The sequence below is a fragment of the Streptomyces sp. NPDC002888 genome (genome assembly GCF_042888465.1).
GTDB lineage: Bacteria > Actinomycetota > Actinomycetes > Streptomycetales > Streptomycetaceae > Streptomyces.
Genome location: NZ_JBIAPU010000056.1, coordinates 1 through 21289 on the forward strand (window position 1 = coordinate 1; position 21289 = coordinate 21289).

23 protein-coding genes and 2 pseudogenes are annotated in these 21289 nt (G+C 70.6%); 14 read left to right on the forward strand and 11 right to left on the reverse strand.

Going from position 1 to position 21289, the window contains the following annotated elements:
* Positions 1–119: pseudogene (locus tag ACFYWX_RS47290) on the forward strand (ABC transporter ATP-binding protein); the annotation flags it as partial.
* A gap of 1 nt (position 120) precedes the next feature.
* Complete coding sequence (locus ACFYWX_RS47295; protein ID WP_389431741.1) at positions 121–1023, forward strand: sugar phosphate isomerase/epimerase family protein; 903 nt, start codon at positions 121–123, stop codon at positions 1021–1023.
* A gap of 77 nt (positions 1024–1100) precedes the next feature.
* Here ACFYWX_RS47295 and ACFYWX_RS47300 read toward each other — a convergent pair whose 3' ends face one another.
* Positions 1101–2105 (reverse strand): Gfo/Idh/MocA family oxidoreductase, encoded by a 1005-nt coding sequence (locus ACFYWX_RS47300; RefSeq protein ID WP_389431742.1) that lies wholly within the window; start codon positions 2103–2105, stop codon positions 1101–1103.
* Positions 2106–2164: 59 nt separating this feature from the next.
* On the reverse strand, positions 2165–2950 hold the full coding sequence (locus tag ACFYWX_RS47305) for an SDR family oxidoreductase (protein ID WP_389431743.1): 786 nt from the start codon (positions 2948–2950) through the stop codon (positions 2165–2167).
* A 103-nt stretch (positions 2951–3053) separates the two neighbouring features.
* On the opposite strand from ACFYWX_RS47305, the gene ACFYWX_RS47310 reads away from it, so the two are divergent.
* On the forward strand, positions 3054–4088 hold the full coding sequence (locus ACFYWX_RS47310; RefSeq protein ID WP_389431744.1) for a LacI family DNA-binding transcriptional regulator: 1035 nt from the start codon (positions 3054–3056) through the stop codon (positions 4086–4088).
* A gap of 47 nt (positions 4089–4135) precedes the next feature.
* Here ACFYWX_RS47310 and ACFYWX_RS47315 read toward each other — a convergent pair whose 3' ends face one another.
* A complete protein-coding gene (locus ACFYWX_RS47315; protein WP_389431745.1) occupies positions 4136–5293 on the reverse strand; it encodes a Gfo/Idh/MocA family protein in 1158 nt (385 codons plus the stop codon).
* A gap of 111 nt (positions 5294–5404) precedes the next feature.
* Here ACFYWX_RS47315 and ACFYWX_RS47320 point away from each other — a divergent pair, with 111 nt between their 5' ends.
* The 7 genes from ACFYWX_RS47320 (at position 5405) to ACFYWX_RS47350 (ending at position 11495) form a co-directional block, all read left to right on the forward strand.
* Positions 5405–6403 (forward strand): LacI family DNA-binding transcriptional regulator, encoded by a 999-nt coding sequence (locus ACFYWX_RS47320; RefSeq protein ID WP_389431746.1) that lies wholly within the window; start codon positions 5405–5407, stop codon positions 6401–6403.
* A gap of 79 nt (positions 6404–6482) precedes the next feature.
* On the forward strand, positions 6483–6995 hold the full coding sequence (locus ACFYWX_RS47325) for a hypothetical protein (protein ID WP_389431747.1): 513 nt from the start codon (positions 6483–6485) through the stop codon (positions 6993–6995).
* Positions 6996–7162: 167 nt separating this feature from the next.
* Positions 7163–7813: a GntR family transcriptional regulator gene (locus tag ACFYWX_RS47330; RefSeq protein WP_389431748.1), complete on the forward strand. Its 651-nt coding sequence runs from the start codon at positions 7163–7165 to the stop codon at positions 7811–7813.
* Positions 7814–7860: 47 nt separating this feature from the next.
* Positions 7861–8613, forward strand: coding sequence for a PIG-L deacetylase family protein (locus ACFYWX_RS47335; RefSeq protein WP_389431749.1), 753 nt, complete (start codon positions 7861–7863; stop codon positions 8611–8613).
* A gap of 100 nt (positions 8614–8713) precedes the next feature.
* Positions 8714–9424, forward strand: a complete 711-nt coding sequence (locus ACFYWX_RS47340) for a 4-carboxy-4-hydroxy-2-oxoadipate aldolase/oxaloacetate decarboxylase (RefSeq protein ID WP_389431750.1) — start codon at positions 8714–8716, stop codon at positions 9422–9424.
* A 5-nt stretch (positions 9425–9429) separates the two neighbouring features.
* Positions 9430–10533, forward strand: coding sequence for a 4-oxalomesaconate tautomerase (locus tag ACFYWX_RS47345; protein ID WP_389431764.1), 1104 nt, complete (start codon positions 9430–9432; stop codon positions 10531–10533).
* On the forward strand, positions 10530–11495 hold the full coding sequence (locus ACFYWX_RS47350; RefSeq protein WP_389431751.1) for a catechol 2,3-dioxygenase: 966 nt from the start codon (positions 10530–10532) through the stop codon (positions 11493–11495). Before ACFYWX_RS47345 ends, ACFYWX_RS47350 begins: the two co-directional genes overlap by 4 nt.
* Here ACFYWX_RS47350 and ACFYWX_RS47355 read toward each other — a convergent pair.
* Positions 11492–11832: pseudogene (locus tag ACFYWX_RS47355) on the reverse strand (hypothetical protein). The gene ACFYWX_RS47350 and the pseudogene ACFYWX_RS47355 overlap by 4 nt on opposite strands.
* Before the next feature lie 204 nt (positions 11833–12036).
* Here ACFYWX_RS47355 and ACFYWX_RS47360 point away from each other — a divergent pair.
* Both ACFYWX_RS47360 and ACFYWX_RS47365 read left to right on the forward strand, forming a co-directional pair.
* Positions 12037–12495 carry a hypothetical protein gene (locus ACFYWX_RS47360; RefSeq protein WP_389431752.1) on the forward strand — a complete coding sequence of 153 codons (459 nt, stop codon included), beginning with the start codon at positions 12037–12039 and terminating at the stop codon, positions 12493–12495.
* 374 nt (positions 12496–12869) lie between these two features.
* Positions 12870–13181 carry a MerR family DNA-binding protein gene (locus ACFYWX_RS47365; protein WP_389431753.1) on the forward strand — a complete coding sequence of 104 codons (312 nt, stop codon included), beginning with the start codon at positions 12870–12872 and terminating at the stop codon, positions 13179–13181.
* Positions 13182–13248: 67 nt separating this feature from the next.
* On the opposite strand, the gene ACFYWX_RS47370 is transcribed toward ACFYWX_RS47365, so the two are convergent.
* The gene (locus ACFYWX_RS47370) at positions 13249–14382 is read right to left on the reverse strand and encodes an ABC transporter substrate-binding protein (protein ID WP_389431754.1); all 1134 of its coding nucleotides are present in this window, start codon (positions 14380–14382) and stop codon (positions 13249–13251) included.
* A gap of 115 nt (positions 14383–14497) precedes the next feature.
* Between ACFYWX_RS47370 and ACFYWX_RS47375 the strand changes: the two genes are divergently transcribed.
* Positions 14498–15004 (forward strand): MarR family winged helix-turn-helix transcriptional regulator, encoded by a 507-nt coding sequence (locus ACFYWX_RS47375; protein ID WP_389431755.1) that lies wholly within the window; start codon positions 14498–14500, stop codon positions 15002–15004.
* 292 nt (positions 15005–15296) lie between these two features.
* Here the strand turns inward: ACFYWX_RS47375 and ACFYWX_RS47380 are convergent, their stop codons facing one another.
* The 4 genes from ACFYWX_RS47380 to ACFYWX_RS47395 form a co-directional block, all read right to left on the reverse strand.
* Positions 15297–16157, reverse strand: a complete 861-nt coding sequence (locus ACFYWX_RS47380) for an alpha/beta fold hydrolase (protein ID WP_389431756.1) — start codon at positions 16155–16157, stop codon at positions 15297–15299.
* A gap of 505 nt (positions 16158–16662) precedes the next feature.
* On the reverse strand, positions 16663–17250 hold the full coding sequence (locus ACFYWX_RS47385) for a TetR/AcrR family transcriptional regulator (RefSeq protein WP_389431757.1): 588 nt from the start codon (positions 17248–17250) through the stop codon (positions 16663–16665).
* A 355-nt stretch (positions 17251–17605) separates the two neighbouring features.
* Positions 17606–18322 carry a UbiX family flavin prenyltransferase gene (locus tag ACFYWX_RS47390; protein WP_351748834.1) on the reverse strand — a complete coding sequence of 239 codons (717 nt, stop codon included), beginning with the start codon at positions 18320–18322 and terminating at the stop codon, positions 17606–17608.
* A 90-nt stretch (positions 18323–18412) separates the two neighbouring features.
* Positions 18413–19882 (reverse strand): UbiD family decarboxylase, encoded by a 1470-nt coding sequence (locus ACFYWX_RS47395; RefSeq protein WP_389431758.1) that lies wholly within the window; start codon positions 19880–19882, stop codon positions 18413–18415.
* A gap of 143 nt (positions 19883–20025) precedes the next feature.
* On the opposite strand from ACFYWX_RS47395, the gene ACFYWX_RS47400 reads away from it, so the two are divergent.
* Positions 20026–20454 (forward strand): MarR family winged helix-turn-helix transcriptional regulator, encoded by a 429-nt coding sequence (locus ACFYWX_RS47400; RefSeq protein ID WP_389431759.1) that lies wholly within the window; start codon positions 20026–20028, stop codon positions 20452–20454.
* A gap of 412 nt (positions 20455–20866) precedes the next feature.
* Here the strand turns inward: ACFYWX_RS47400 and ACFYWX_RS47405 are convergent, their stop codons facing one another.
* Both ACFYWX_RS47405 and ACFYWX_RS47410 read right to left on the reverse strand, forming a co-directional pair.
* On the reverse strand, positions 20867–20998 hold the full coding sequence (locus tag ACFYWX_RS47405; RefSeq protein WP_266692792.1) for a substrate-binding domain-containing protein: 132 nt from the start codon (positions 20996–20998) through the stop codon (positions 20867–20869).
* Positions 20977–21192 carry a hypothetical protein gene (locus tag ACFYWX_RS47410; RefSeq protein WP_389431760.1) on the reverse strand — a complete coding sequence of 72 codons (216 nt, stop codon included), beginning with the start codon at positions 21190–21192 and terminating at the stop codon, positions 20977–20979. Before ACFYWX_RS47410 ends, ACFYWX_RS47405 begins: the two co-directional genes overlap by 22 nt.
* Positions 21193–21289 lie beyond the last annotated feature (97 nt).

Below are 21289 nucleotides of genomic sequence, written 5' to 3' on the forward strand. Positions count from 1 at the left end.
CGGAACTCGCCGCGCTCAAGCACGAGCTGGCGCAGGTCCGCGGAGTCGACGTGGAGGAGCTCCCCGAGGAGCAGGACCTCACCGCGCCCGTGGCGAAGACCGGGGAAGGAGCCCCCTGACATGGCGCACGCCCTCGACCGGATCCGGGTCGGCTCGGCCCCCGACTCCTGGGGCGTCTGGTTCCCCGACGACCCCCGGCAGGTGCCCTGGGAACGCTTCCTGGACGAGGTCGCCGAAGCCGGCTACTCCTGGATCGAGTTGGGCCCCCACGGCTACCTGCCGACCGACCCGGCCCGCCTCACCGACGAGGTGAACAAGCGGAACCTGAAAGTCTCGGCGGGCACGGTCTTCACCGGCCTGCACCGCGGCCCCTCCGTCTGGGACTCCACCTGGGAGCACGTCGGCCAGGTCGCCGCGCTCACCCAGGCGATGGGCGCGCAGCACCTGGTCGTCATCCCGTCCTTCTGGCGCGACGACAAGACCGCCGAGATCCTCGAACCGCCGGAGCTGACGCCCGAGCAGTGGACCCACCTCACCAAGGGCATGGAGCGGCTCGGCCACGAGGTGAAGGAGGCGTACGGCCTCGACATCGTCGTCCACCCGCACGCCGACACCCACATCGACACCGAGGACCACGTCGAGCGGTTCCTCGACTCGACCGACTCCGAGCTGGTCAACCTCTGCCTGGACACGGGCCACTACGCCTACTGCGGCGGTGACAGCGTCAAGCTGATCGAGACGTACGGCGAACGCATCGGCTATCTCCACCTCAAGCAGGTCGACCCGGAGATCCTCGCCGACGTGGTGGCGGACGGGGTGCCGTTCGGGCCGGCCGTCCAGCGCGGGGTGATGTGCGAACCACCGTCCGGTGTGCCGGAGTTGGAGCCGGTGCTGGTCGCGGCGCAGAAGCTCGGCGTGGAGCTGTTCGCGATCGTCGAGCAGGACATGTACCCGTGCGAGCCGGACAAGCCGCTGCCCATCGCGGTGCGCACCCGGAAGTTCCTGCGCTCCTGCGGGGCCTGAGGGTTTCCGACTCTTCGCACCCACTGGACGACTTGAGGGCGGGCCCGACGGGCCCGCCCTCAAGTCGTCCAACCCCGTCAGGCGGTGCGCACCTCCGCGATGGTCACCGGTCGGTGCTCGCGCAGCGACAGCGTGCACGCCTCCGCGATCCAGCCCGCCTCCAGGGCGTCCGCGACCGTGCAGGGCGAGGGCCGGGTGCCGGCCACGACCTCGGTGAACGCGGTGAGTTCGGCGCGGTAGGCGGCCGTGAAGCGGTCCATGAAGAAGTCGTGCGGGGTGCCGGCCGGGAAGGTCACGCCGGGCTCCACCGACCGCAGCGGCAGCTTGTCCTCCAGGCCGACCGCGATCGAGTCCTGGAAGCCGTGGATCTCCATGCGGACGTCGTAACCCCGGGCGTTGTGACGGGAGTTGGAGATCACCGCGATCGTGCCGTCGTCGAGGGTGAGGATCGCGCCGGTGGTGTCGGCGTCGCCTGCCTCCCTGATGTAGTCGGCGCCCCGGTTGCCGCCGACGGCGTACACCTCGGTCACCTCGCGGCCGGTCACCCAGCGGATGATGTCGAAGTCGTGCACCGAACAGTCCCGGAAGATGCCCCCGGAGGCGGCGACGTACGCGGCGGGCGGCGGCGCCGGGTCCAGCGTGGTCGACCGTACGGTGTGCAGCGGGCCCAGCTCGCCGCCCTGCACGGCGGCCCGCGCGGCGACGAAGCCGGCGTCGAAGCGGCGGTTGTAGCCGATCTGGATCGGCACGTCCTTGCCCTGGACGGCCTTCAGCACCGCGACGCCCTCGCTCATGGTCTTCGCGACGGGCTTCTCGCAGAACACGGGGACGCCGGCCTCGACGGCGGCGAGGATCAGCCCCGGGTGGGCGTCGGTCGCGGCGGCGATCACCACGCCGTCCACACCGGCGGCCAGGACCGCCTCGGGGGAGTCGGCGACCTCGGCGCCGAACCGCTCGGCGGCGGCCTTGGCGGCCTGCGCGAAGGGGTCGGCGACCACGAGCGACTCGACGGCGTCGAGTCCGGAGAGGGTCTCGGCGTGGAAGGCGCCGATGCGGCCGAGGCCGAGGATTCCGATACGCATGGGCTGTGGCTCCTTGGGTGCGGGTGGTGCGGGTGGTGCGGGAGTTCCCTGCCGGGGCGCTAGTCGAGGCCGCCGAGTACGTTCTGATCCCAGTCGATCACCGAGCCGGTGACTACTCCGGACCGGTCGGACAGCAGGAAGACCACGAAGTCGGCGATTTCGTCCGGCTGGCCGAGCTTGCCCAGCGGCAGCCGGGCCGCCGCCTGTTCGCGCCAGTCGTCGTCGGCGGCGTGGAACGTCTTCTGCGTCGCGTCCTCGCCCTCGGTCGCGGTCCAGCCGATGTTCAGGCCGTTGATGCGGATCCGGTCCCAGCGGTGGGCGTGCGCGGCGTTGCGGGTCAGGCCGACCAGCCCGGCCTTCGCGGCGACGTACGGCGCGAGGAACGGCTGCCCGCCGTGCGCCGCGGACGTGATGACGTTGACGATCGTGCCGGGCGCGCCCCGCCCCACCATGTCCGCGACCGCCGCCTGCATGGCGAAGAACGGGCCCCTGAGGTTGATCGCGACATGCGCGTCGAACAGTTCCGGGGTGGTGTCCAGCAGGGTGCCCCGGGAGGTGAGCCCGGCGGAGTTCACCAGGCAGTCGATCCGGCCGTAGGTGTCCACCACCCGGGCCACGGAGGACTTCGCCTGCTCGGCGTCCGCGAGGTCGGCCCGTACGAACAGCGCCTTGCCGCCGGCCTCGGCCAGTTCGGCCAGTTCGGCCACGAGGGCCTCGCCGGGCTCGGGGCGGCGCCCGGTGACGGCCACCAGCGCGCCCTCGCGCACGGCGGCCCGTGCGACGGCCGCGCCGAGGCCCTGACTGCCGCCGTTGACGAGGACGACCTTGTCGTCGAGGAGTCCCATGGATCGTGTGGTCCTTTCTGTTCCGGCGCTCTGCCATTGTTGTCAGTACAAACCCCTCGAACAACCAGCAGCGAGCCGTCAAAAACCCCTCAAGGAGCCTGCCGTGGGCCACCCCTTCCCGATCCGCGAGATCGCACGTCAGGCGGGGCTCAGCGAGGCCACCGTCGACCGGGTCCTCAACGGGCGGGGCGGGGTGCGCGAGAGCACCGCGCAGGAGGTGCACCGGGCCATCGCCGACCTGGACCGGCAGCGCACCCAGGTCCGGCTCGTCGGCCGCACCTTCATGGTCGACATCGTGATGCAGGCCCCGCAGCGGTTCACCTCGGCCGTGCGCGCCGCCCTGGAGGCCGAGCTGCCGTCCCTGCACCCGGCCGTGCTGCGCTCCCGCTTCCACTTCCGCGAGACCGGGCCGGTGCGGGAGCTGGTCGCCACCCTGGACCGGGTGGCGCGGCGCGGCTCCCAGGGCGTGATCCTCAAGGCGCCGGACGTCCCCGAGGTCACCGCGGCCGTCGGCCGGCTGGTGGCTGCCGGCATCCCCGTCGTCACCCTCGTGACGGACCTGCCCGCGAGCGCGCGGCTCGCCTACGTCGGCATCGACGACCGGGCGGCGGGCGCGACCGCCGCCTACCTCATGGGCCAGTGGCTGGGCGACCGGCCCGGCCATGTGCTCACCAGCCTCAGCAGCGGCTTCTTCCGCAACGAGGAGGAGCGCGAGATGGGCTTCCGCAGTGTGATGCGCGCCCGTCACCCGGAGCGCTCCCTGGTCGAGATCGCCGAGGGGCAGGGCCTGGACGCCACCCAGTACGACCTCGTCCGCGCCGCCCTCGCACGCGACCCCGACATCCGCGCCGTCTACTCGATCGGCGGCGGCAACGTCGCCACCCTGCGCGCCTTCGCCGACGTCGGCCGCGCGTGCGACGTCTTCGTCGCGCACGACCTCGACCAGGACAACACCCGTCTGCTGCGTGAGCACCGCCTGTCCGCCGTGCTCCACCACGACCTCCGGCACGACATGCGCGAGGCCTGCCACCTCGTCATGCGGGCGCACGGCGCCCTGCCGCCCGCGGGCCCGACCCTGCCGTCGGCGATCCAGGTGGTGACGCCGTACAACATGCCGTCGCAGACGGCGGTGGACTGAGGCGCCGGGCCGGTCGGGCGGTCAAGCCCCCGCGCGTCGCCGCTCGTTCACGCAGTGACCTTCGCCCAGGCCCCGCTCTGCGCGGAGCGTGTCATGGCGTCCAGTACGGCGGCGCTGTGCACGGCGTCCTTCAGGGTCGCCCCGTGCGGGGTGCCCTCGGCGACCGAGCGCAGGAAGCGGTAGGCCTCGACCACCTTCAGGTCGTCGTAGCCCATGCTGTTGGCCGCGCCCGGCTGGAAGGCGCCGTACTCGCCCGCGCCCGGGCCGACGTACACCGTGCTGACGGGCTGGTCCTGGTAGGTCGTGCCGCGGCTGACGCCGAGCTCGTTCATCCGGCGGAAGTCCCAGAAGACGGCGCCCCTGGTGCCGTGCACCTCGAAGCCGTAGTTGTTCTGCTCGCCGACCGAGACACGGCAGGCCTCCAGGACACCCCGGGCGCCGGAGGCGAACCGCAGCAGGCAGTTGACGTAGTCCTCGTTCTCGACGGGGCCGAGCTCGCCGCCGGTGGCGAGGGTGTGCCCGGCGGTGGCGCCGGTGGGCCGGGCCCGCTCGGGCACGAAGATCGCGGTGTCGGCGGTGAGGGACGTGATGTCGCCGAGCAGGTGGCGGGCCAGGTCGGCGCCGTGCGAGGCCAGGTCGCCGAGGACCCCGCTGCCGCCGCGCTCCCGCTCGTACCGCCAGGTCAGGGCGCCGTCGGGGTGGGCCGCGTAGTCACTGAACAGGCGGACGCGGACGTGGGTGACCGTGCCGATATCGCCGGAGGCGATCAGCTCGCGGGCCGCCTCGACGGCCGGCGCGTTGCGGTAGTTGAAGCCGACCGCCCCCTGCACGCCCGCCTCGGCGACGGCGTGGGCCACCGCGCGGGCGTCGTCGACGCTCAGGCCGACCGGCTTCTCGATCCAGATGTGCTTGCCGGCCTCGGCCATCGCGACGCCGATCTCCCGGTGCAGGAAGTTCGGGGCGGTGATGCTGACGGCCCGCACGCGCGGGTCGGCGGCGATGTCGCGCCAGTCGCGCGTCGCCGTGGCGAACCCGTACCGCTCGGCGGCCTCCGCGGCCCGGCCGGGCACCTCCTCCGCGACGGTCACCAGCTCCGGCCGCACGGTCAGCTGCGGAAAATGGTGCGGCACGCGCGCGTACGCCTGGGTGTGCACCCGGCCCATCCAGCCGAACCCGACGACCGCGACACCCAGCGCATCCACCATGACAGCCCCTCTTTGGACCGGTCCATTTCCTGTCCAGGCCACCCTGAAGGCGCTCTCCCCTGGGTGTCAACCCTTTGACAACCCGTCGCGGTGCGTGGAACGGTCCAGAACATGAGACCGCCGACGATCCGCGACGTGGCCGAACGGGCCGGGGTGTCCAAGTCGCTGGTCTCCCTGGTGCTGCGCGGCTCAGACCAGGTGCGCGCCGAGAAACGGGAGGCCGTCCTGCGGGCGGCGCGCGAGCTCGGCTACCGGCCCAACGCGGCCGCGCGCAGCCTCAGCGAACAGCGCACCCGCACGGTCGGTGTGCTCCTGCACGACCTGCGCAACCCCTGGTTCGTCGACCTGCTCGACGGTCTGAACTCGCTGCTGCACGCGGCCGGTCTGCACATGCTGCTGGCCGACGCCCGCCTCAACCGCCGTTCGGGCCACGACCTCACCGGCCCGTTCCTCGACCTCCAGGCCGACGGTCTCGTCGTCGTCGGCACCCTGCCCGACCCGGCCGCGCTCGGCGCCGTCGCCGCCCGCATCCCGGTGGTCGTCGCGGGCGCCCGCGAGCCGGTGCCGCCCGGCGTGGACGTCGTCGCGGGGGACGACGAGCGGGGCGCGCGCCTGGTCACCGAGCACCTCATCGGGCTCGGCCACCGCCGCATCGCGCACATCGCGGGCTACGGCGCCGTCGGGGAGCTGCGCCGACGCAGCTTCGAGGCGACGATGCGGGCGCACGGACTGGCGGACCTGGCGTCGGTCGAGGCAGGCGACATGACCGAGGAGGGCGGCTACCGCAGCACCGTGCGGCTGCTCGGGCGCCCCGACCGGCCCACCGCCGTGTTCGCCGTCAACGACATCGCGTGCGTGGGCGCCCTGTCCGCGGCCGAGGAGCTGGGCCTGCGCGTCCCGCGCGACCTGTCCGTGGTCGGCTACGACAACACCAGCGTCTCCCGGCTGCGCCACCTGTGGCTCACCACCGTCGACAGTGCGGGACACGAGATCGGCCGCCGCGCCGCCCGTTGCCTCCTCGACCGTCTGCGCACGTCCGGGGGAGAGGGCCACGTGCACCTGACCGTGCCCACGCTGGAGATCCGGGGGACCACGGCGCCACCGGCGTGAACTGGCGGCGCTCCACGGCCCGGGTGATCGTTGAGGGACCGTCTCGACCGTCCCGCTCCGCCCGCCAGGAGGGCCGCTCATGTCGGACACCACGGCGACCGTGCCCGCGCCGCGCCGCCGCGACACCCGCGAGACCCTGCTGTTCGGCGGGGTCTACGGCGCCGTCCTGGCCAGCTCCCTGGTCGCCGCGCTCGGCGAGTACGGCCACACCTCCCGCGCCGACCGCGGTGAAGACGCCCTGTGGGTGCTGGTGACCGCGTTCGCCTCCGCCCTCGCGCACGGCTACGCCCACGTCATCGCCGAGCGAGGACCGCACCGCCGCTGGGAGTCCCTGCGCGTGCTGGTCGACGAGTGGCCGCTGGTCGCGGCCGTGCTGCCGTCCGTGATCATCCTCGCCGGCGCGGCGTGGGGGTGGTGGCCGGCGGACGGGGTGGAGGGCCCGGCGTTCCTGCTGAACATCACGCTGCTGTTCGTGCTGGGTGTGGTGACGGCGCGGTGGTCGAGACGGTCCTGGGTGAGGGCGCTGCTCGTCGGGGTGGCGGACGCGCTGCTCGGCGTGGTCGTGGTGGTGGCGAACGCGGTCATTCACTAGGGCGGGCATCAGGCGGGTCGGGGATCAGGCGGGTCGGGCATCAGGTTGAGCGGACATCAGGTTGAGCGGGCATCAGGTGGAGCGGGGGAAGTGTCGCGAACAAAATTGTTGACAATTTCGTTTCGCTAGATTTAGGTTCGACAGGCACTCACTCAGGGAGGGCAACGATGCCGAAAGAAGCCCGTCCGAGCACCGGGGAGCAGGCCAAGCAGCATGCGCTCGCGCAGCTGCGGCAGGCGATCCTGCACGGCGAGATGGCACCGGCGCAGCGGCTGGTGGAGAACGAACTCGCCGAGCAGTTCGGTGTGACACGGGCCAGCATTCGGGCCGCGCTCATCGACCTGGAGGCCCAGGGCCTGGTCGAGCGGATCCGCAACCGCGGCTCGCGGGTGCGGGTGGTGACCGTCGAGGAGGCGGTCGCCATCACCGAGTGCCGCATGGTCCTGGAAGGGCTGTGCGCGGCGAAGGCGGCCGTCGCGGCCGGCGACGAGCAGCTGGCCGAACTGACGGAGCTGGGCACGGCCATGACCAAGGCCGTGGCCGACGGTGAGCCGGTGACCTACTCCGACCTCAACCACGCCCTGCACACCCGGATCCGGGAGATCTCGGGCCAGCAGACCGCCCTGGAGCTGCTGGAGCGGCTCAACGCCCAACTGGTGCGCCACCGCTTCCAGTTGGCGCTGCGTCCGGGGCGCCCGCAGCAGTCCCTGAACGAGCACCTGGCCATGATCGAGGCGATCCGGGCCAGGGACCCGCAGGCGGCCGAGACGGCCGTCCGCGCCCACCTCACCAGCGTGATCGAGGCGCTGCGCGACTGAGATCCGCGTGGGGCGGGCGCTCACCTGTCATCAAGGAGAGTCGAGCAATGACCCAGGCCAACGCGCCCGCCGCCACCCCACGTTCCACACTCGTCGTCACCGCGCACGCCGGGGACTTCGTGTGGCGCGCCGGTGGCGCCATCGCCCTGGCCGCCTCGCGGGGCGAGCAGGTCACCATCGCGTGCCTGACCTTCGGCGAGCGTGGCGAGTCCGCCAAGGCGTGGCGCGAGGGGAAGCAGCTGGACGAGATCAAGGCGATACGCCGGGACGAGGCCGAGCGCGCCGCCGCCACCCTCGGAGCCGAGGTCCGCTTCTTCGACGCCGGCGACTACCCGCTGATCCCCACCGCCGAGCTGACCGACCGACTCGTCGCCGTCTACCGCGAGACCCAGCCGGACGTCGTCCTCACCCACCCCGCCGAGGACCCGTACAACGGCGACCACCCGGCCGCCAACCGCATGGCCCTGGAGGCCCGGGTCCTCGCCCAGGCGATCGGCTATCCGGGCGAGGGCGAGATCATCGGCGCCCCGCCCGTCTTCTGCTTCGAGCCGCACCAGCCGGAGATGAGCGGCTTCAGGCCCGAGGTCCTGCTCGACATCACCGAGGTGTGGGAGACCAAGCGCAAGGCCATGGAGTGCCTCGGCGCCCAGCAGCACCTGTGGGACTACTACACCGACCTCGCCGTCCGCCGCGGCGTCCAGCTCAAGCGCAACGCCGGCCCCAACCTGGGCCTGGCCCACCGGACCATGGCCGAGGCGTACATGCGGCCGTACCCGCAGATCGCGAAGGAGCTGGCGTGAGCGAGCTGAGGTGCAGCGGAGGCTGGGGGGCCGCGGAGCGAAGCGGAGTGGGCACCCGGCCGCAGCGGAGCCGAAGCGGAGCTCCGCAGAAGGAGGAAGCGTGAGCGGCGTGATCGTCACCGACCCGCCGAAGGCGGACCCGCGCGACGTCGACGCGCTGGCCGGCTTCGGCGTGGCGACGGTGAGCGAGGCGATGGGCCGAACCGGCCTGCTCGGACCGGGAGTTCGCCCGATCCAGCAGGGCGTACGGGTCGCCGGCACCGCCGTGACCGTGCTCAGCTGGCCAGGCGACAACCTCATGATCCATGCCGCCGTCGAGCAGTGCGGCGAGGGCGACATCCTGGTCGTCACCACCACCTCCCCGTCCACCGACGGCATGTTCGGCGAGCTGTTCGCCACCGCGCTGCGACAGCGGGGCGTACGCGGGCTCGTCATCAACGCGGGCATCCGCGACACCCAGGAACTGCGGGAGATGGAATTCCCGGCCTGGTCGCTGGCGGTCTCGGCGCAGGGCACGGTCAAGGCCACCGGCGGCTCGGTCAACGTGCCGGTCGCGATCGACGGTCAGGTGATCCGCCCGGGCGACGTGATCCTCGCCGACGACGACGGTGTCGTGGTCGTCCCGCGCGAGCGCGCCCGCGCCACGGCTTTGGCGTCCGAGGCCCGCGAGGCCAAGGAGGCCCGCTCCCGCGCCGCCTTCCTCGACGGCGAACTCGGCCTGGACCGCTACGGGTTGCGGGAGACCCTGAAGAAGCTCGGCGTCGTGTACCGGACGCACGAGGAGTACTCCCGCGAGGGGGACCGGTCGTGACCTCCGTGTCCGAGGCGGTGCCCTGTCTGCTGATGCGCGGCGGCACCTCCAAGGGCGCCTACTTCCTGGCCGACGACCTGCCTGCCGACCCGGCCGCCCGGGACGACCTGCTGCTGCGGGTCATGGGCAGCCCCGACGAGCACCAGATCGACGGCCTGGGCGGCGCGCACCCGCTCACCAGCAAGGTCGCCGTGGTGTCGCGCTCCTCCGATCCGCGGGCCGACGTCGACTATCTCTTCCTCCAAGTCTCCGTCGACAAGCCCGAGGTGAGCGGCCGTCAGAACTGCGGGAACATCCTCGCGGGCGTCGGCCCGTTCGCCGTGGAGCGCGGGCTGGTGGCCGCGGGGGAGGAGCGGACTGCCGTCCGCATCCGCATGGTCAACACCGGCGACCTCGCCACCGCGACCTTCCCGACCCCGGGCGGCCGGGTCGACTACACCGGGGACGCCGGGATCTCGGGTGTGCCGGGGACGGCCGCGCCCGTGCTCATCGAGTTCCCGCCCGGCGCAGGGACGTTGCTGCCCACCGGCAACGTCCGCGACGTGATCGACGGCGTACCCGTGACCTGCGTGGACAACGGCATGCCGACCGTGCTGATCGCGGCCGCCTCGCTCGACGTCACCGGCTACGAGCCACCCCGGTACCTGGAGGAGGACACGGCCCTCGCCGACCGGCTCCGCACGATCCGGCTGGCGGCGGGCCCTCTGATGGGCCTCGGTGACGTTACGGACACCACCGTTCCCAAGCTCACCCTGCTGGCCCCGCCCCGCCACGGTGGCGCGGTCACCACCCGCACGTTCATTCCGGTGCGCTGCCACACCTCGATCGGGGTGCTCGGCGCGGCCGGCGTGGCCGCGGGCCTGCGCGTCGACGGCAGTGTGGGCGCGGAGATCGCCACGCCGGCCGACGACGGCGACCGCGTCCGCATCGAACATCCCACGGGATTCCTGGACATCGAGAGCAGCCTCGGCACCACCGCCGACGGTCTGGCCGCGGCGCGCCGGACCGCCGTGGTCCGTACGGCCCGCAAGATCTTCGACGGCACCGTGTTCCCCCGGTCCGCCGGCACGGCACCGATCCCCCCGCGACCCCAAGGAGGTCAGCGATGACTCCGCCGCTCGGCGACATCGCCCACATCGGCCACGCCCAGCTGTTCACCCCCGACCTGGACGCCAGCGTCGCCTTCTTCACCGACTACCTGGGGCTCACCGTCAACGGGCGGGACGGCGACACCGTCTACCTGCGGACCTTCGACGACTACGAGCACCACAGCCTGGTGCTCACCGCCCGTGAGCGGCCCGGCCTCGGCCGGCTCGCCCTGCGCACCTCCAGTGAGGAGGCCCTGCGACGGCGGGTCGAGGCGGTCGAGGCGGCGGGCGGCACCGGCCACTGGGCCGAGGACGAGCCCGGCCTCGGCAAGCTGTACCTCATCACCGACCCGGACGGCCACGAACACGCCCTGTACTGGGAGAGCGAGTACTACCGGGCCCCCGACGGCCTCAGGCCCGCGCTGAAGAACCAGCCGCAGGCCAAGCCCAACCGGGGCGTGGGCGTACGGCGCCTGGACCACGTCAACTTCCTCGCCGCCGACGTGCTCGCCAACGCCGAGTTCCAGGAACGGGTGCTGGGCGCCCGGCCCACGGAGCAGATCCGGCTCGACAGCGGGAGGATCGCGGCGCGCTGGCTGACGTACACGAACAAGTCGTACGACGTCGTCTACACCTCGGACTGGACCGGTTCCACCGGCCGGCTGCACCACATCGCCTTCGCGGCCGACACCCGCGAGGACATCCTGCGAGCGGCCGACCTCGCCATCGACACCGGTGTGTTCATCGAGACGGGCCCGCACAAGCACGCCATCCAGCAGACGTTCTTCCTCTACGTCTACGAGCCGGGCGGCAACCGCATCGAGCTGTGCAACCCGCTCACGCGGCTGGTGCTGGCGCCCGACTGGCCGCTGATCACCTGGACCGAGGAGGAGCGGAAGAAGGGCCAGGCCTGGGGCCTGAAGACCATCGAGTCGTTCCACACGCACGGGACGCCTTCCGTCGCCCAGCCGCTCGGCGACTAGGCCATGTTTGAGAAGGTGTTGGTCTGCCTGGGTGGCCGTCCGGGGAAGTCGCGGCCGGCCACCCAGATGATGAGGTCGTTGGCGATCCGGCCGATGCTGGTGTCGGTGTCGACCTCGTGTTCGCGCCGTGTGCTGTCGCGGCGAACAATCTCGTAGCCGCCTTCGTCGAGGACAGCCACGGAAGCGAACCACGCGGGGTCGTCTTCGTCGGGTTGGATGACGATGAACGTGTTGTCCGAGTCGTTCAGCTTGCCGATCAGTCGAACAGCGCGTCCTCGGACGGGTCGTCGATGTGGTGTCCGTTCTCGCTGTCGACGCAGCAATAGGTTTCCGCCATCGGTCCGCTCTTACCCCCTGTGCCGACGTGCTGCCGCCGTCAGCATGGCATGCGGTGCCGACAAGCCCGTCAGGTCACAGCCATTCGTTTCATGACCCGGCGCGCACCGTCAGGCTCACCGCAGCGCGGCCACTACCGGAGTCCCTTCCGACCGAACGGATCGTAGGCCTCCTGGACCGTCTCAGCGACGCCCGGAGCCGCTTCATGGTCGGTCTCGTCGCGATCCACGCTCTCTACCCCTGGCAGATGGTGCAGCTCCGCCAGACTGACTTGGACTGGTCCCGGGCCCGGCTGCGCATCCGGCGGCCCGGCCGCATCGACCACCTCATCTACCTCGACGAGTTCACCCTCAAGCTGGCCACGGCCTGGGCGCTGGAGCGACGACGGCGTTGGCCGGACAGCAGTAACCCCCACTTGTTCATCACCCGTAACACAGCGGTCGACGACTCCGGCCCGCCGATAAGCGACGGCGTGGTCAACCTGGTATTCCGACGAATCGGGGTAACCGCCGGCGCCCTGCGTGTGGACCGCATCTTCGACGAGGCACGCCACTCGGCAGACCCTGTCCGGCTCATGCGCCTGTTCGGCTTGTCCAACCTCTCCGCCACCCTGTACGTCCTGACCGCCCATCCGGACAAGCGGGTCGACCCGATCGCACCGTGACAGCGCGGCATCGCGGCGGACGCCGCAGGATGGCGCGGGATACACCGCACTGCAGCCCGGGCACGAGAGGGCGGAACGCGGCCGCCGAGACCGTCGGCCCCAGCCCCAAGCCCGCCACGCTTCGACGACCGCCGCACTGCCCCTGCGCGTCGGCTAATCCCCGGCCTCACGCCCGGTGATGATGCCTCTGGCCGAGCCCATGGACCCGAGCCCGGATGCCCGAGGCCGTCCCGATGACACGGGGGAGACCACCAGGACGGCGAGTCCGAGTGTCGGGCTGTCGGCCCCCATCTGGGAATGCCTACACTCGGACTTCTTGACCATGGTCTTGCCGCAGCAGCACGTCGGGATCTGCTGGCCGAAGCGGGTGGACGGTGCCCCCTTGGTCGCTGCCGCGTGCCGAGCCCAATGCGGTCGGCTACCGGCTCGACACCGAGCACGATGTCGCGCTGCTGACTTTCATCCGCCGTGCCCGCACTCTCGGCCTGCACGTGGACGGCATCCGCAGGGTGCTCGCCGTGCGCGACGGCGGCACCCAACCGTGCGCCGCCGTCCGCGACCTGCTCGACGCCTGGATCGCCGAGACCGACGCCGCGGTCGCCGATGCGGGCACGCAGTCGTTGACGTTCTCATCCGCGCGGTGGATGAGCGGGCGGTGGCCACGCGTACGCAGCCCCGGGGCATGAGCCGCCGGAGCGGGTCCGCCGTTGCTGTCGTGGCGGACCCGCTCGCGGGACTCGTATATCGAGTGGGTCAGGAGGCGCCGGGGTAGCGGCCGAGGGTGCCCTGCGGGTCGCCGGGGTCCGCGCCCTTGACCTGGCCGACGTAGAGCTCGACCTGGGATCGGAAGCGTTCGACGGCGTCACGGTCCGCCATGAACCTCGCAAAAGCCTTCGGATTGGTGTTCTTGTACGACGCCAGCGGCTCGAGTCCGGCCGGGGGCGCGACGTCCTTGCGGACGGACCAGGTCCACGTCGCGATGGCGTGCTCCTGGGTGGACTCGGAGTTCAGCCAGCTCAGGAACAACTTGGCGCCGGCCTTGTGCGGGGCGTTCTTGAAGATGGCGCCGCGCTGGACCCAGGAGTTGAAGCGCTCGGAGTCCGAGAAGACCTGGGTACCGTTCGGGCGGGCGTCGCCGCCGACGGCGATGGAGGCGAGGTAGTCGCCGCTCGCCACGCCGGCCGCGGAGCCGGGAACACCGCGTATCAGCTTGGGGTTCTGCTCGACCAGCTTGGCCAGGTAGTCCCAGCCGTACTCGTCGACGATCTGCTTGTAGCCGAACAGTACGGCGTCGTCGTCGTTCGGGTAGGTCAGGATCAGCTTGTTCTTGTATGCGGGCTTGAGCAGGTCGGTGGCCTTGAAGTCACCGGGCTTCGCAGGGAGTTGCTTGGTGTTGACGATGTAGGAGAAGGCGCCGTAGAAGACGCCGGTGTAGTGGCCGTCCTTGTCCTTGGCGTTGGTGAAGACCTTGTCCCACCCGACCGGCTTGTACTTCAGCAGGTCGCCGTGCTTCTTCCAGCGGTCGAAGTCCTGGGAGGTCTGCAGGATGGCCGCGTCGGCAACCAGCTTGCCGGTGGCAAGCTGGTTGTCGATGCGGGCGTCGTGGTACTTGCTCAGGTCGGTGACCAGGTTGAGCTTCATGTCCGGGAACTGCTGCTGGAACGCGGCGGCCAGCGCATCCCACTGGCCTGGCATGTCGCCGCCCATGTAGACGGTGACCTTGCCGCCCTCAGCCTTGGCCTGCCGGTAGAGGGCGTTCAGCTGGTCTTGTTCACTCACGAACGGGTGCCGGTGGGCGGCGGTGTCGGCCATGGCGGTCGTGGAAACGGCGGTGGTGGTCAGGGCGGTGGCGATGGCCGCGCCGATCAGCTTGGTTTTTTGCTTCATGGCGATGTGGTGCCTCTCAAGAGGGAGCAAGGTTTGAGCTTTCAAACGTTGCGCTGCGATGCACGTTACGCCGGATAGTTTGAATATTCAAACGAAGTCTGGCTAGAGTGTGACCATGCCCACGACGCCCCGCTGGCTCGACCCCGAGGAACGACGAGCCTGGCTCGCCTATATCGATTTCTCCACCCTGCTGTCCGACCATCTGAACCGCCAACTACGCAGGGAAGCGGGCGTGACGCTTGCCGACTACACCCTGCTCGCCCACCTGTCCTCCGTCCCGGACCAGACCCTGACCATGTCCGAACTGGCCGAGCGGGTGAGGATCACTCGCAGCCGGCTCACCCACGCCGTGACCCGCCTCCAGCAATCCGGTTACGTGGACCGTTGCGACGACCCCGTCAACCGACGCAACCAGCTCGCCCTGCTCACCCCACAGGGGCGCGAGCTACTGGAGCGTGCGGCTCCCGGCCATGTCGAGGCCGTACGCCGCGCCATCTTCGATGCGCTGACCCCGGAGCAGGTACGCCAGTTCGCGGAGATCGGCGAGGCGATCAACACCGCACTGCAGGGTGCGGACGCCACCGAGGACGACCAGGAGCCGCTGCCCTGGCGCCGGCGATAGGGCCGGCGCGAACGCCGCCTCCTCGTGAGGTGATCGCCCCGTCCCGTGAAAACGAAGCCGAGCGGCAGGGCGGGGTTTCGCAGCGTGCCCAGGGTGTAGCTGCCGATGGTGAAAGCCAGGGCCAAGGTCTCCGACGGGTTCGGCCGCACGATCCGACAGGTGATCATGGACATCCCGTCCGGAATGCAGGCCGAACCCGAACAGGGCCGCGCCGAACAGCACCGCGGGCCGCACTGCCTATCGCGGGAGCCGCCGCAGGCTGGTGGCGGGGCTGTTCGTCCGGGTCGTCCAGTCAGGCGTTGACGGCCTTGAGGAGCACGGACGACAGCATCTCGGGCGCCGACAGGAACGGGGAATGACCGGTCTCGAGCGTGTGCTGCTCAAAGGGGGTGCCGGGGGCCACGGCGTCCAGTCGCCCAATGAAGGCGTCCTGAGCGGCGACCGGGACAGTGCGGTCGAGGGTGCACCGGATCCAACTGCGCGACACGGTGCCCCACCGCTCTGCCGTCGGCGGTGCGGGGTCGCTGTACAGCCGCACGGGTACATCCGGTGACAGCAGCCGTGTCGCGGCATCGGCGGTAGCGTCCGGGACGTCACCGTAGAAGCATTGCCGGGCGGTCGACCGGTAGCCGGCGTCAGGCGAATTCCAGTTGATACGCACGGCGCCCGTCGCGCCCGGATCGCCTATGGGCAGACCGAGGGTCAGCGAGTCGCCGAACTCGGGAGTTGCCGCGTCCTCGAACACGGTGCGGCCCGGCGCGGGGGCGAGCGCGGCGAGGTGGATGAGCCGCGCGATGAGGTCCGGGACGGCTTCGCCCACGTGGTTGAGCACCACTCCGGCCAGGCTGTGAGCGACGACGACCACCGGGCCGAACGCTGCGTGGAGCGCGTGGACGGCTTCCACCGCAGGCTCGGCACAGTCCGCCGCGCTGAGCCCTCCCAGCGGCGAGACAGCGGTGGCCAAGGCGTCGAGGTCCTGGGCTATGTAGGCGTCGGGGACCGGGGCCTGCAGCCCGTGCCCGGGGAGGTCGATGGCGAGCACCGGATGACCGGCGGCGGACAGCGCGGTCGTCACCGGTTCCCAGCACCACGACCCGTGCCAGGCGCCGTGCAGCAGCAGGATCGGAGGACGAGGGGGCGGGCTCGACGACATAACGAGCCTCCTGGGTGGGGGAGTTGGGGGGTTGGAGGGGCTGTGGGGCACCCGCCGGACTGAGTCAATCAGTACACGGACAATCGGAGCATTGCCTGTTGGTCGGGTTTGGGTAAAGGTCACGCGTCTGGTCGGGGCGCGGGCGCGACTGCTCTGATGGGCCGTCGGAAAAGGTGTCTATTGGCACGAAAGGGTAGATGTTCTGGGTTGCTGATCCCTGTGTGAGTGAACTAGTGGGGGGCGCACGGCAGTTGTCGCCGTCGACGCAGGAGGCTCTTCGGATTCGGGCGGTTGGCCGCGCTGGTGGCGGGCCGGGACCGTGAGGATGTCGCGGCGCTGTTTCAGGTCTCGCTCAAGGCGGGTCAGGACCCAGTCGACAGCGGACCGCGGCGACGGTGATGCCGAGTTCGCGGGCGAAGGCGAGTTCGTACGGTCGTCCTGTTCGGGTGCGCCGAAGATCAGTCCGCCTCCGTGAATCCAGAGCAGCGCCGGAGCCGCTGGCATCTCAGCTGTGCTGTTCGGTATCTATCAGCGCGAGGGCGTTGCGGATGCCCTGTTCGAGGAGGTCGTCGGCGAGTTGCCGGTCGGTCAGGGCGCGGGAGAGTTGCAGGGTGCCGGCCATGATGCCGGGGAGGCTGAGTGCCTTCAGGCGTGCCGAGGGCGGGTCGTGGGGTGCCAGGCGGGCGGCGAAGCCGTCGATGAGGACCAGTGCGCCGTCGGTGTAGGCCTGCCTGGTGGTATCCGTGGAGCGTGCGATCTCTTCGAGCAGGGCGGCGTTGGGGCAGCCGCCCTCGATGTCGTCACGCTGCTCGGTCGAGAAGTACCAGCGAATGATCTGCTCGAGGCCGGCGTGGCCGGGTGCCGCCTGCGCGATGATGTTCTCGTGCTGGGCGCGCATCTGGTCGGCGACCGCGGTGGCGACGAGGTCGTCCTTGGACATGAAGTAGGCGTAGAAGGCGCCGTTGGTCAGACCCGCGTCCTTCATGAGGGTCGCGACGCCGGAGCCGTCAATGCCGTCCTGCTTGAGCCGGCGTCCGGCCGTCTTGATGATCCGCTGCCGTATGTGGTGTTTGTGTTCTTTCGGGTACCGCACCGTGTTCCTCAGTTGCAGCCGGGGCGGGTGCCGCGGCTGCCGTCCTGGTCGGGTCAGTGGGCCGCGCCGGCAAGGAGCGCGGGGTGTTGATCCTGGCGGTCTGCAGTAAGAACTGGCCGACCGGATCCCTGCTCGCGCCTATCAGCTGGGAGGGGAACTTACTCTCGGGCACCTTGCACTTGCCCGCGCAGGTGGCCTTGCCGGTGACACTGCTGCCCCTGGCCGAGCCCGAGTGGACACCTTCAGCAGCTGCACCTGGTACGCCCACGTCTTGATGTCGCGCTTGCTGTAGGCGTAGGCGACGTGAGGCAATGCATACGGCTCACGACCGCCCCCGTGCGGGGATTGGTCACCGTCACATCAGCGGGGAAGACCCTGCAGGCCTTGAACCGGTTGACGTGCCACTTGCCGTCCGCGCCGTGGTCGTCGCACCAGCTCGGGGTCGGCCAGGCGCTACCGGAGTCGGCACGTCTGAGTCGGGAGGCGTGCGTCGGTCGCTGCGGCGTGCGGTGGCGGGTCCCTGCCAGCGCACGGCGCGTTCGCTGTCCAGGCCGAGCTGGTCCATGACCCGGGCGACCAGGTGGTCGACGATGTCGTCCACGGACGCGGGCTTGTTGTAGAAGGCCGGCATGGGCGGCAGGATCGTCACCCCCATCTGGGAGAGGGCCAGCATGTTCTCCAGGTGGATGGTCGACAGTGGGGTCTCCCGTACGCCGAGCACCAAGGGACGCCGTTCTTTGAGGATGACGTCCGCGGCCCGCGAGACAAGGTCGCTGCCGTAGCCGGCCCGTATGGCGGCGAGCGTCTTGGCGCTGCACGGCAAGATCACCATGCCGTCGGTGCGGAACGAGCCGCTGGATATGGAGGCCGCCTGGTCATCCGGGCCGTGGACGACATCGGCGAGGTCAGCGACCTGCCGCGCCGACCAGCCGGTCTCCAGCTCAATGGTCGCCCGCGCCCAGCGGCTCGTCACCAGGTGTGTCTCCACGTCCGGTTGGCCGGCGAGCTCCTCCAGCAACCGAATGCCCAGGATGGCCCCCGTGGCACCCGTCATTCCCACGATCAATCGCATCGCAACTGCCCTTTCGTATGCGCAAGCCGGGCCGCGTCCTGTGTGGCTGGCACGGCCCGTTCAGGACGCGGCCCGGCGGATCCGGTGGTCTCAGTGCTGGTGCCTGGCCAGAACCTTGGCGCGCACCGTGGAGGGGTAGGCGTGCGCGAAGTCGCTCAGTGACTCGCGTTCGTCCGGGGCGGGGAGCAGGGCATCGTGTACGACCTTGGTGGCGCGGCCTGCGCGGCGCTCTTCCTTGGTGTAGCAGGTGAGCAGCGAAAGAATGGGGCCGTCCTCGAAGCGCACCGTGCGGTCAACGGGGTGGACCCGGGTGCCCAGCGCCCACATCAGCTCGGCATCGTTCGCGGGATCGACGTCGTCGTCGAGCAGGAACACCTGCGGCAGGGCCGCCCCGTACTTGGTGGAGTGGATCGCCTCGCCGACCCGGCGGGCGAACTCCTCGGAGGTGACGCCGGGCAGGTGGTCGCGCCAGTCGCCGGGGACGGACACAACCAGCCAGTGGCTGGCGCTGCTCAGGGAGGACCAGGCGGTGGTGACGGGCAGTCCGGCCGCGCGGATCACGTCCAGGGTGCCTGCCGCCACGCCGAGCCCGGTGACGGTGTGGAAATCGTCGGTCGGCTTTCCTTCCGCGACCAGCGGCCAGATGGGGTCGTCGCGGTAGGTGATCGCCTCGACGCTGTAGACCGGCTGGAGGCTCGTCCCGGACGGGATATAGCCCGCGAACTCGCCGAAGGGTCCCTCGACGCCGGTGCGTTCGACGGAGAGGTGGCCCTCGACGACGATCTCGGCGCTCGCGGGGACCAGCAGGTCCGACAACTCGGCCTTGACGACGGCGAGCGGCTCGCCGATCAGCGCGCCGATGTAGTCCGCCTCGGCGACGCCGTCGCCGATCGGGATGCCGCCGACGTACGGGATGGCCGGGTCACCGCCCTGGACCAGCGCATACGGCATGGGCTGGCCGAGGTCGGCCCACTGCTGCCAGATCTGGGCGATGTGCTGCGGGTGAATCACCAGCCCGGTCATGTGCTTGCCGTCGACCATCATGATCCGGGCGATGGACCAGTTGGTCCAGGACCCGTCCGGAGTCTGGGCGATGATCACGCCGTACGTGTTGACGTAGCGATCGCCGTCGCCCTCGTGCACGAACGGCACCGGGAAGCGGTTGAGGTCCGCGTCATCGCCGAGCAGGACGTTCTGCTTGACCGCGGCGTCGCCTCGGCTGACCGTCTTCGGCGGGATGCCGGGGCGGTGCTGGGTGGCGGCCAGGTGGTCGATGATCTGCGGGCCGGTGGCCTCGGGCGGCAGTCCGATGCTCAGCGCGACGCGGGCGAAGGGCTTGCCGGGGGCGGCACTGAGCGCGGCGGGTGCGCCCAGGAGGCGGAAGCCGTCGGCAACGCCGGTCACCTTCTCGAACAGCGGGGCGGGCAGGCGGTGCTCGGTGCTGTAACGGGTGTGCGCGGCCGCCTCCAGATTCCAGTCGACCTCGGTTTCGATCCGGTCGAGGTCCCCCAGGGCTTCCAGTGCCTTGATGTGTTCACGCAGGTCCGAGGGATGACTCATCCCGTCCTCCTCGAGAGAATGTCAGTACGCGGAATGTCCGTGTACTGATAATCCTGGCACAGGGCTCACCCGACGCGGGTAGCGGGGAGGTGTGAGCCGTGTGACAGGATCTTCATCCCGCGCCCGAAGGGAGTCCGCAGGCCATGCGACCCGAACAGCTCATCGACCAGCCGATGCACCTGCTGCGTCGCGCGCTTCAGCGGGTCAACGCGGTCTGGCAGGCGGAGGTGCCCGAGCTGACCGCCCCCCAGTACGCGACTCTCGCCACGCTCGCGGAGCGTCCCGGGATCGACCAGTCCGCCCTCTGTCTGGCCACTGCCATCGACCGGTCCACCATGACCACCCTGCTGGACCGGCTCTCCTCGCGAGGCTGGGTCAACCGCGAACCCGACCCACTCAACCGCAGGCGTCACATCGTCCACATCACGGAAGAAGGGAACGCGCTGCTGCGCGAGGTGGAACCGGCAGTCGCGCGCGTGAACCAGTGGACCGTCGATCAACTCGGCGAAGAGCGGACCGGCACGCTACTCCCGCTGCTAAGCGATCTGGCCGGCGTCGAGCTGGACGGTTGAGCGGTCTGGTGGTGCGTGCTCCGGATCAACCCTCAGCCCGCTCTCTCCCGCGCTGCCATCGGCGGCGGCCTCACCCTGTTCATCACCACAACGGCCGCACCGAGGGCGTCAACACGCGAACCAAGCGGATCATGAGGCAGATGCGCGGCCGAACCGGGTTCCCACTGCTCCGCCACCGCCTCTGCTCCGGTGGGACCTGAATCCCGCCGGAATCCGCCAAGAGCCGCTACTCGCAACCCAACGGCGGGACGCAGGACCGAAGAACTCCCCGAGGCCGAGCGGCGACCGCCCGCGCACTCCGGCCACCCGACGAGGCGCCGGAGCGAGCCGGCCGGGCTCAGCCGCCCGTCGACTCCCGGATCACCGCGGAGAAGTGACTGATGAACTCCTAGCGGTAAGGCCCGGGCTCGGTCTACTCGATCCGCCCGGCCAGCAGGTCGACCGCTCGCCGCGCCATCATGTCGTAGTCCGGAACGATGGCGGACAGCGAGGGGATGAGGACCTCGACGTTGTCGAAGCCGATCACTTCGACCTGCTGCGGCACCCGAACCCCGACGTCGGCCAGACCACGCAGCGCGCCCCGGGGAGGGCGAGACCGATGGTGCCGGTTCGGGCTTTGCGCAGATTTCGGGCCGCCACGTTGACGCGGCAGTCGAGCCGGGCCATCGCATCGAGGACCTTCTCCCGCGTCTCCTTGCGCACATCGGGGAGGTCGTCGATGACGTTCGAGACGCTCATCGCAGAGACTCCGGCCGCCTTGCCACGTCCTGAATCGTTGCCGCGCTGCCCCCGGCATGCGGCTCAGGGCACCCTTCGCCATTACACCTCAGCCCTG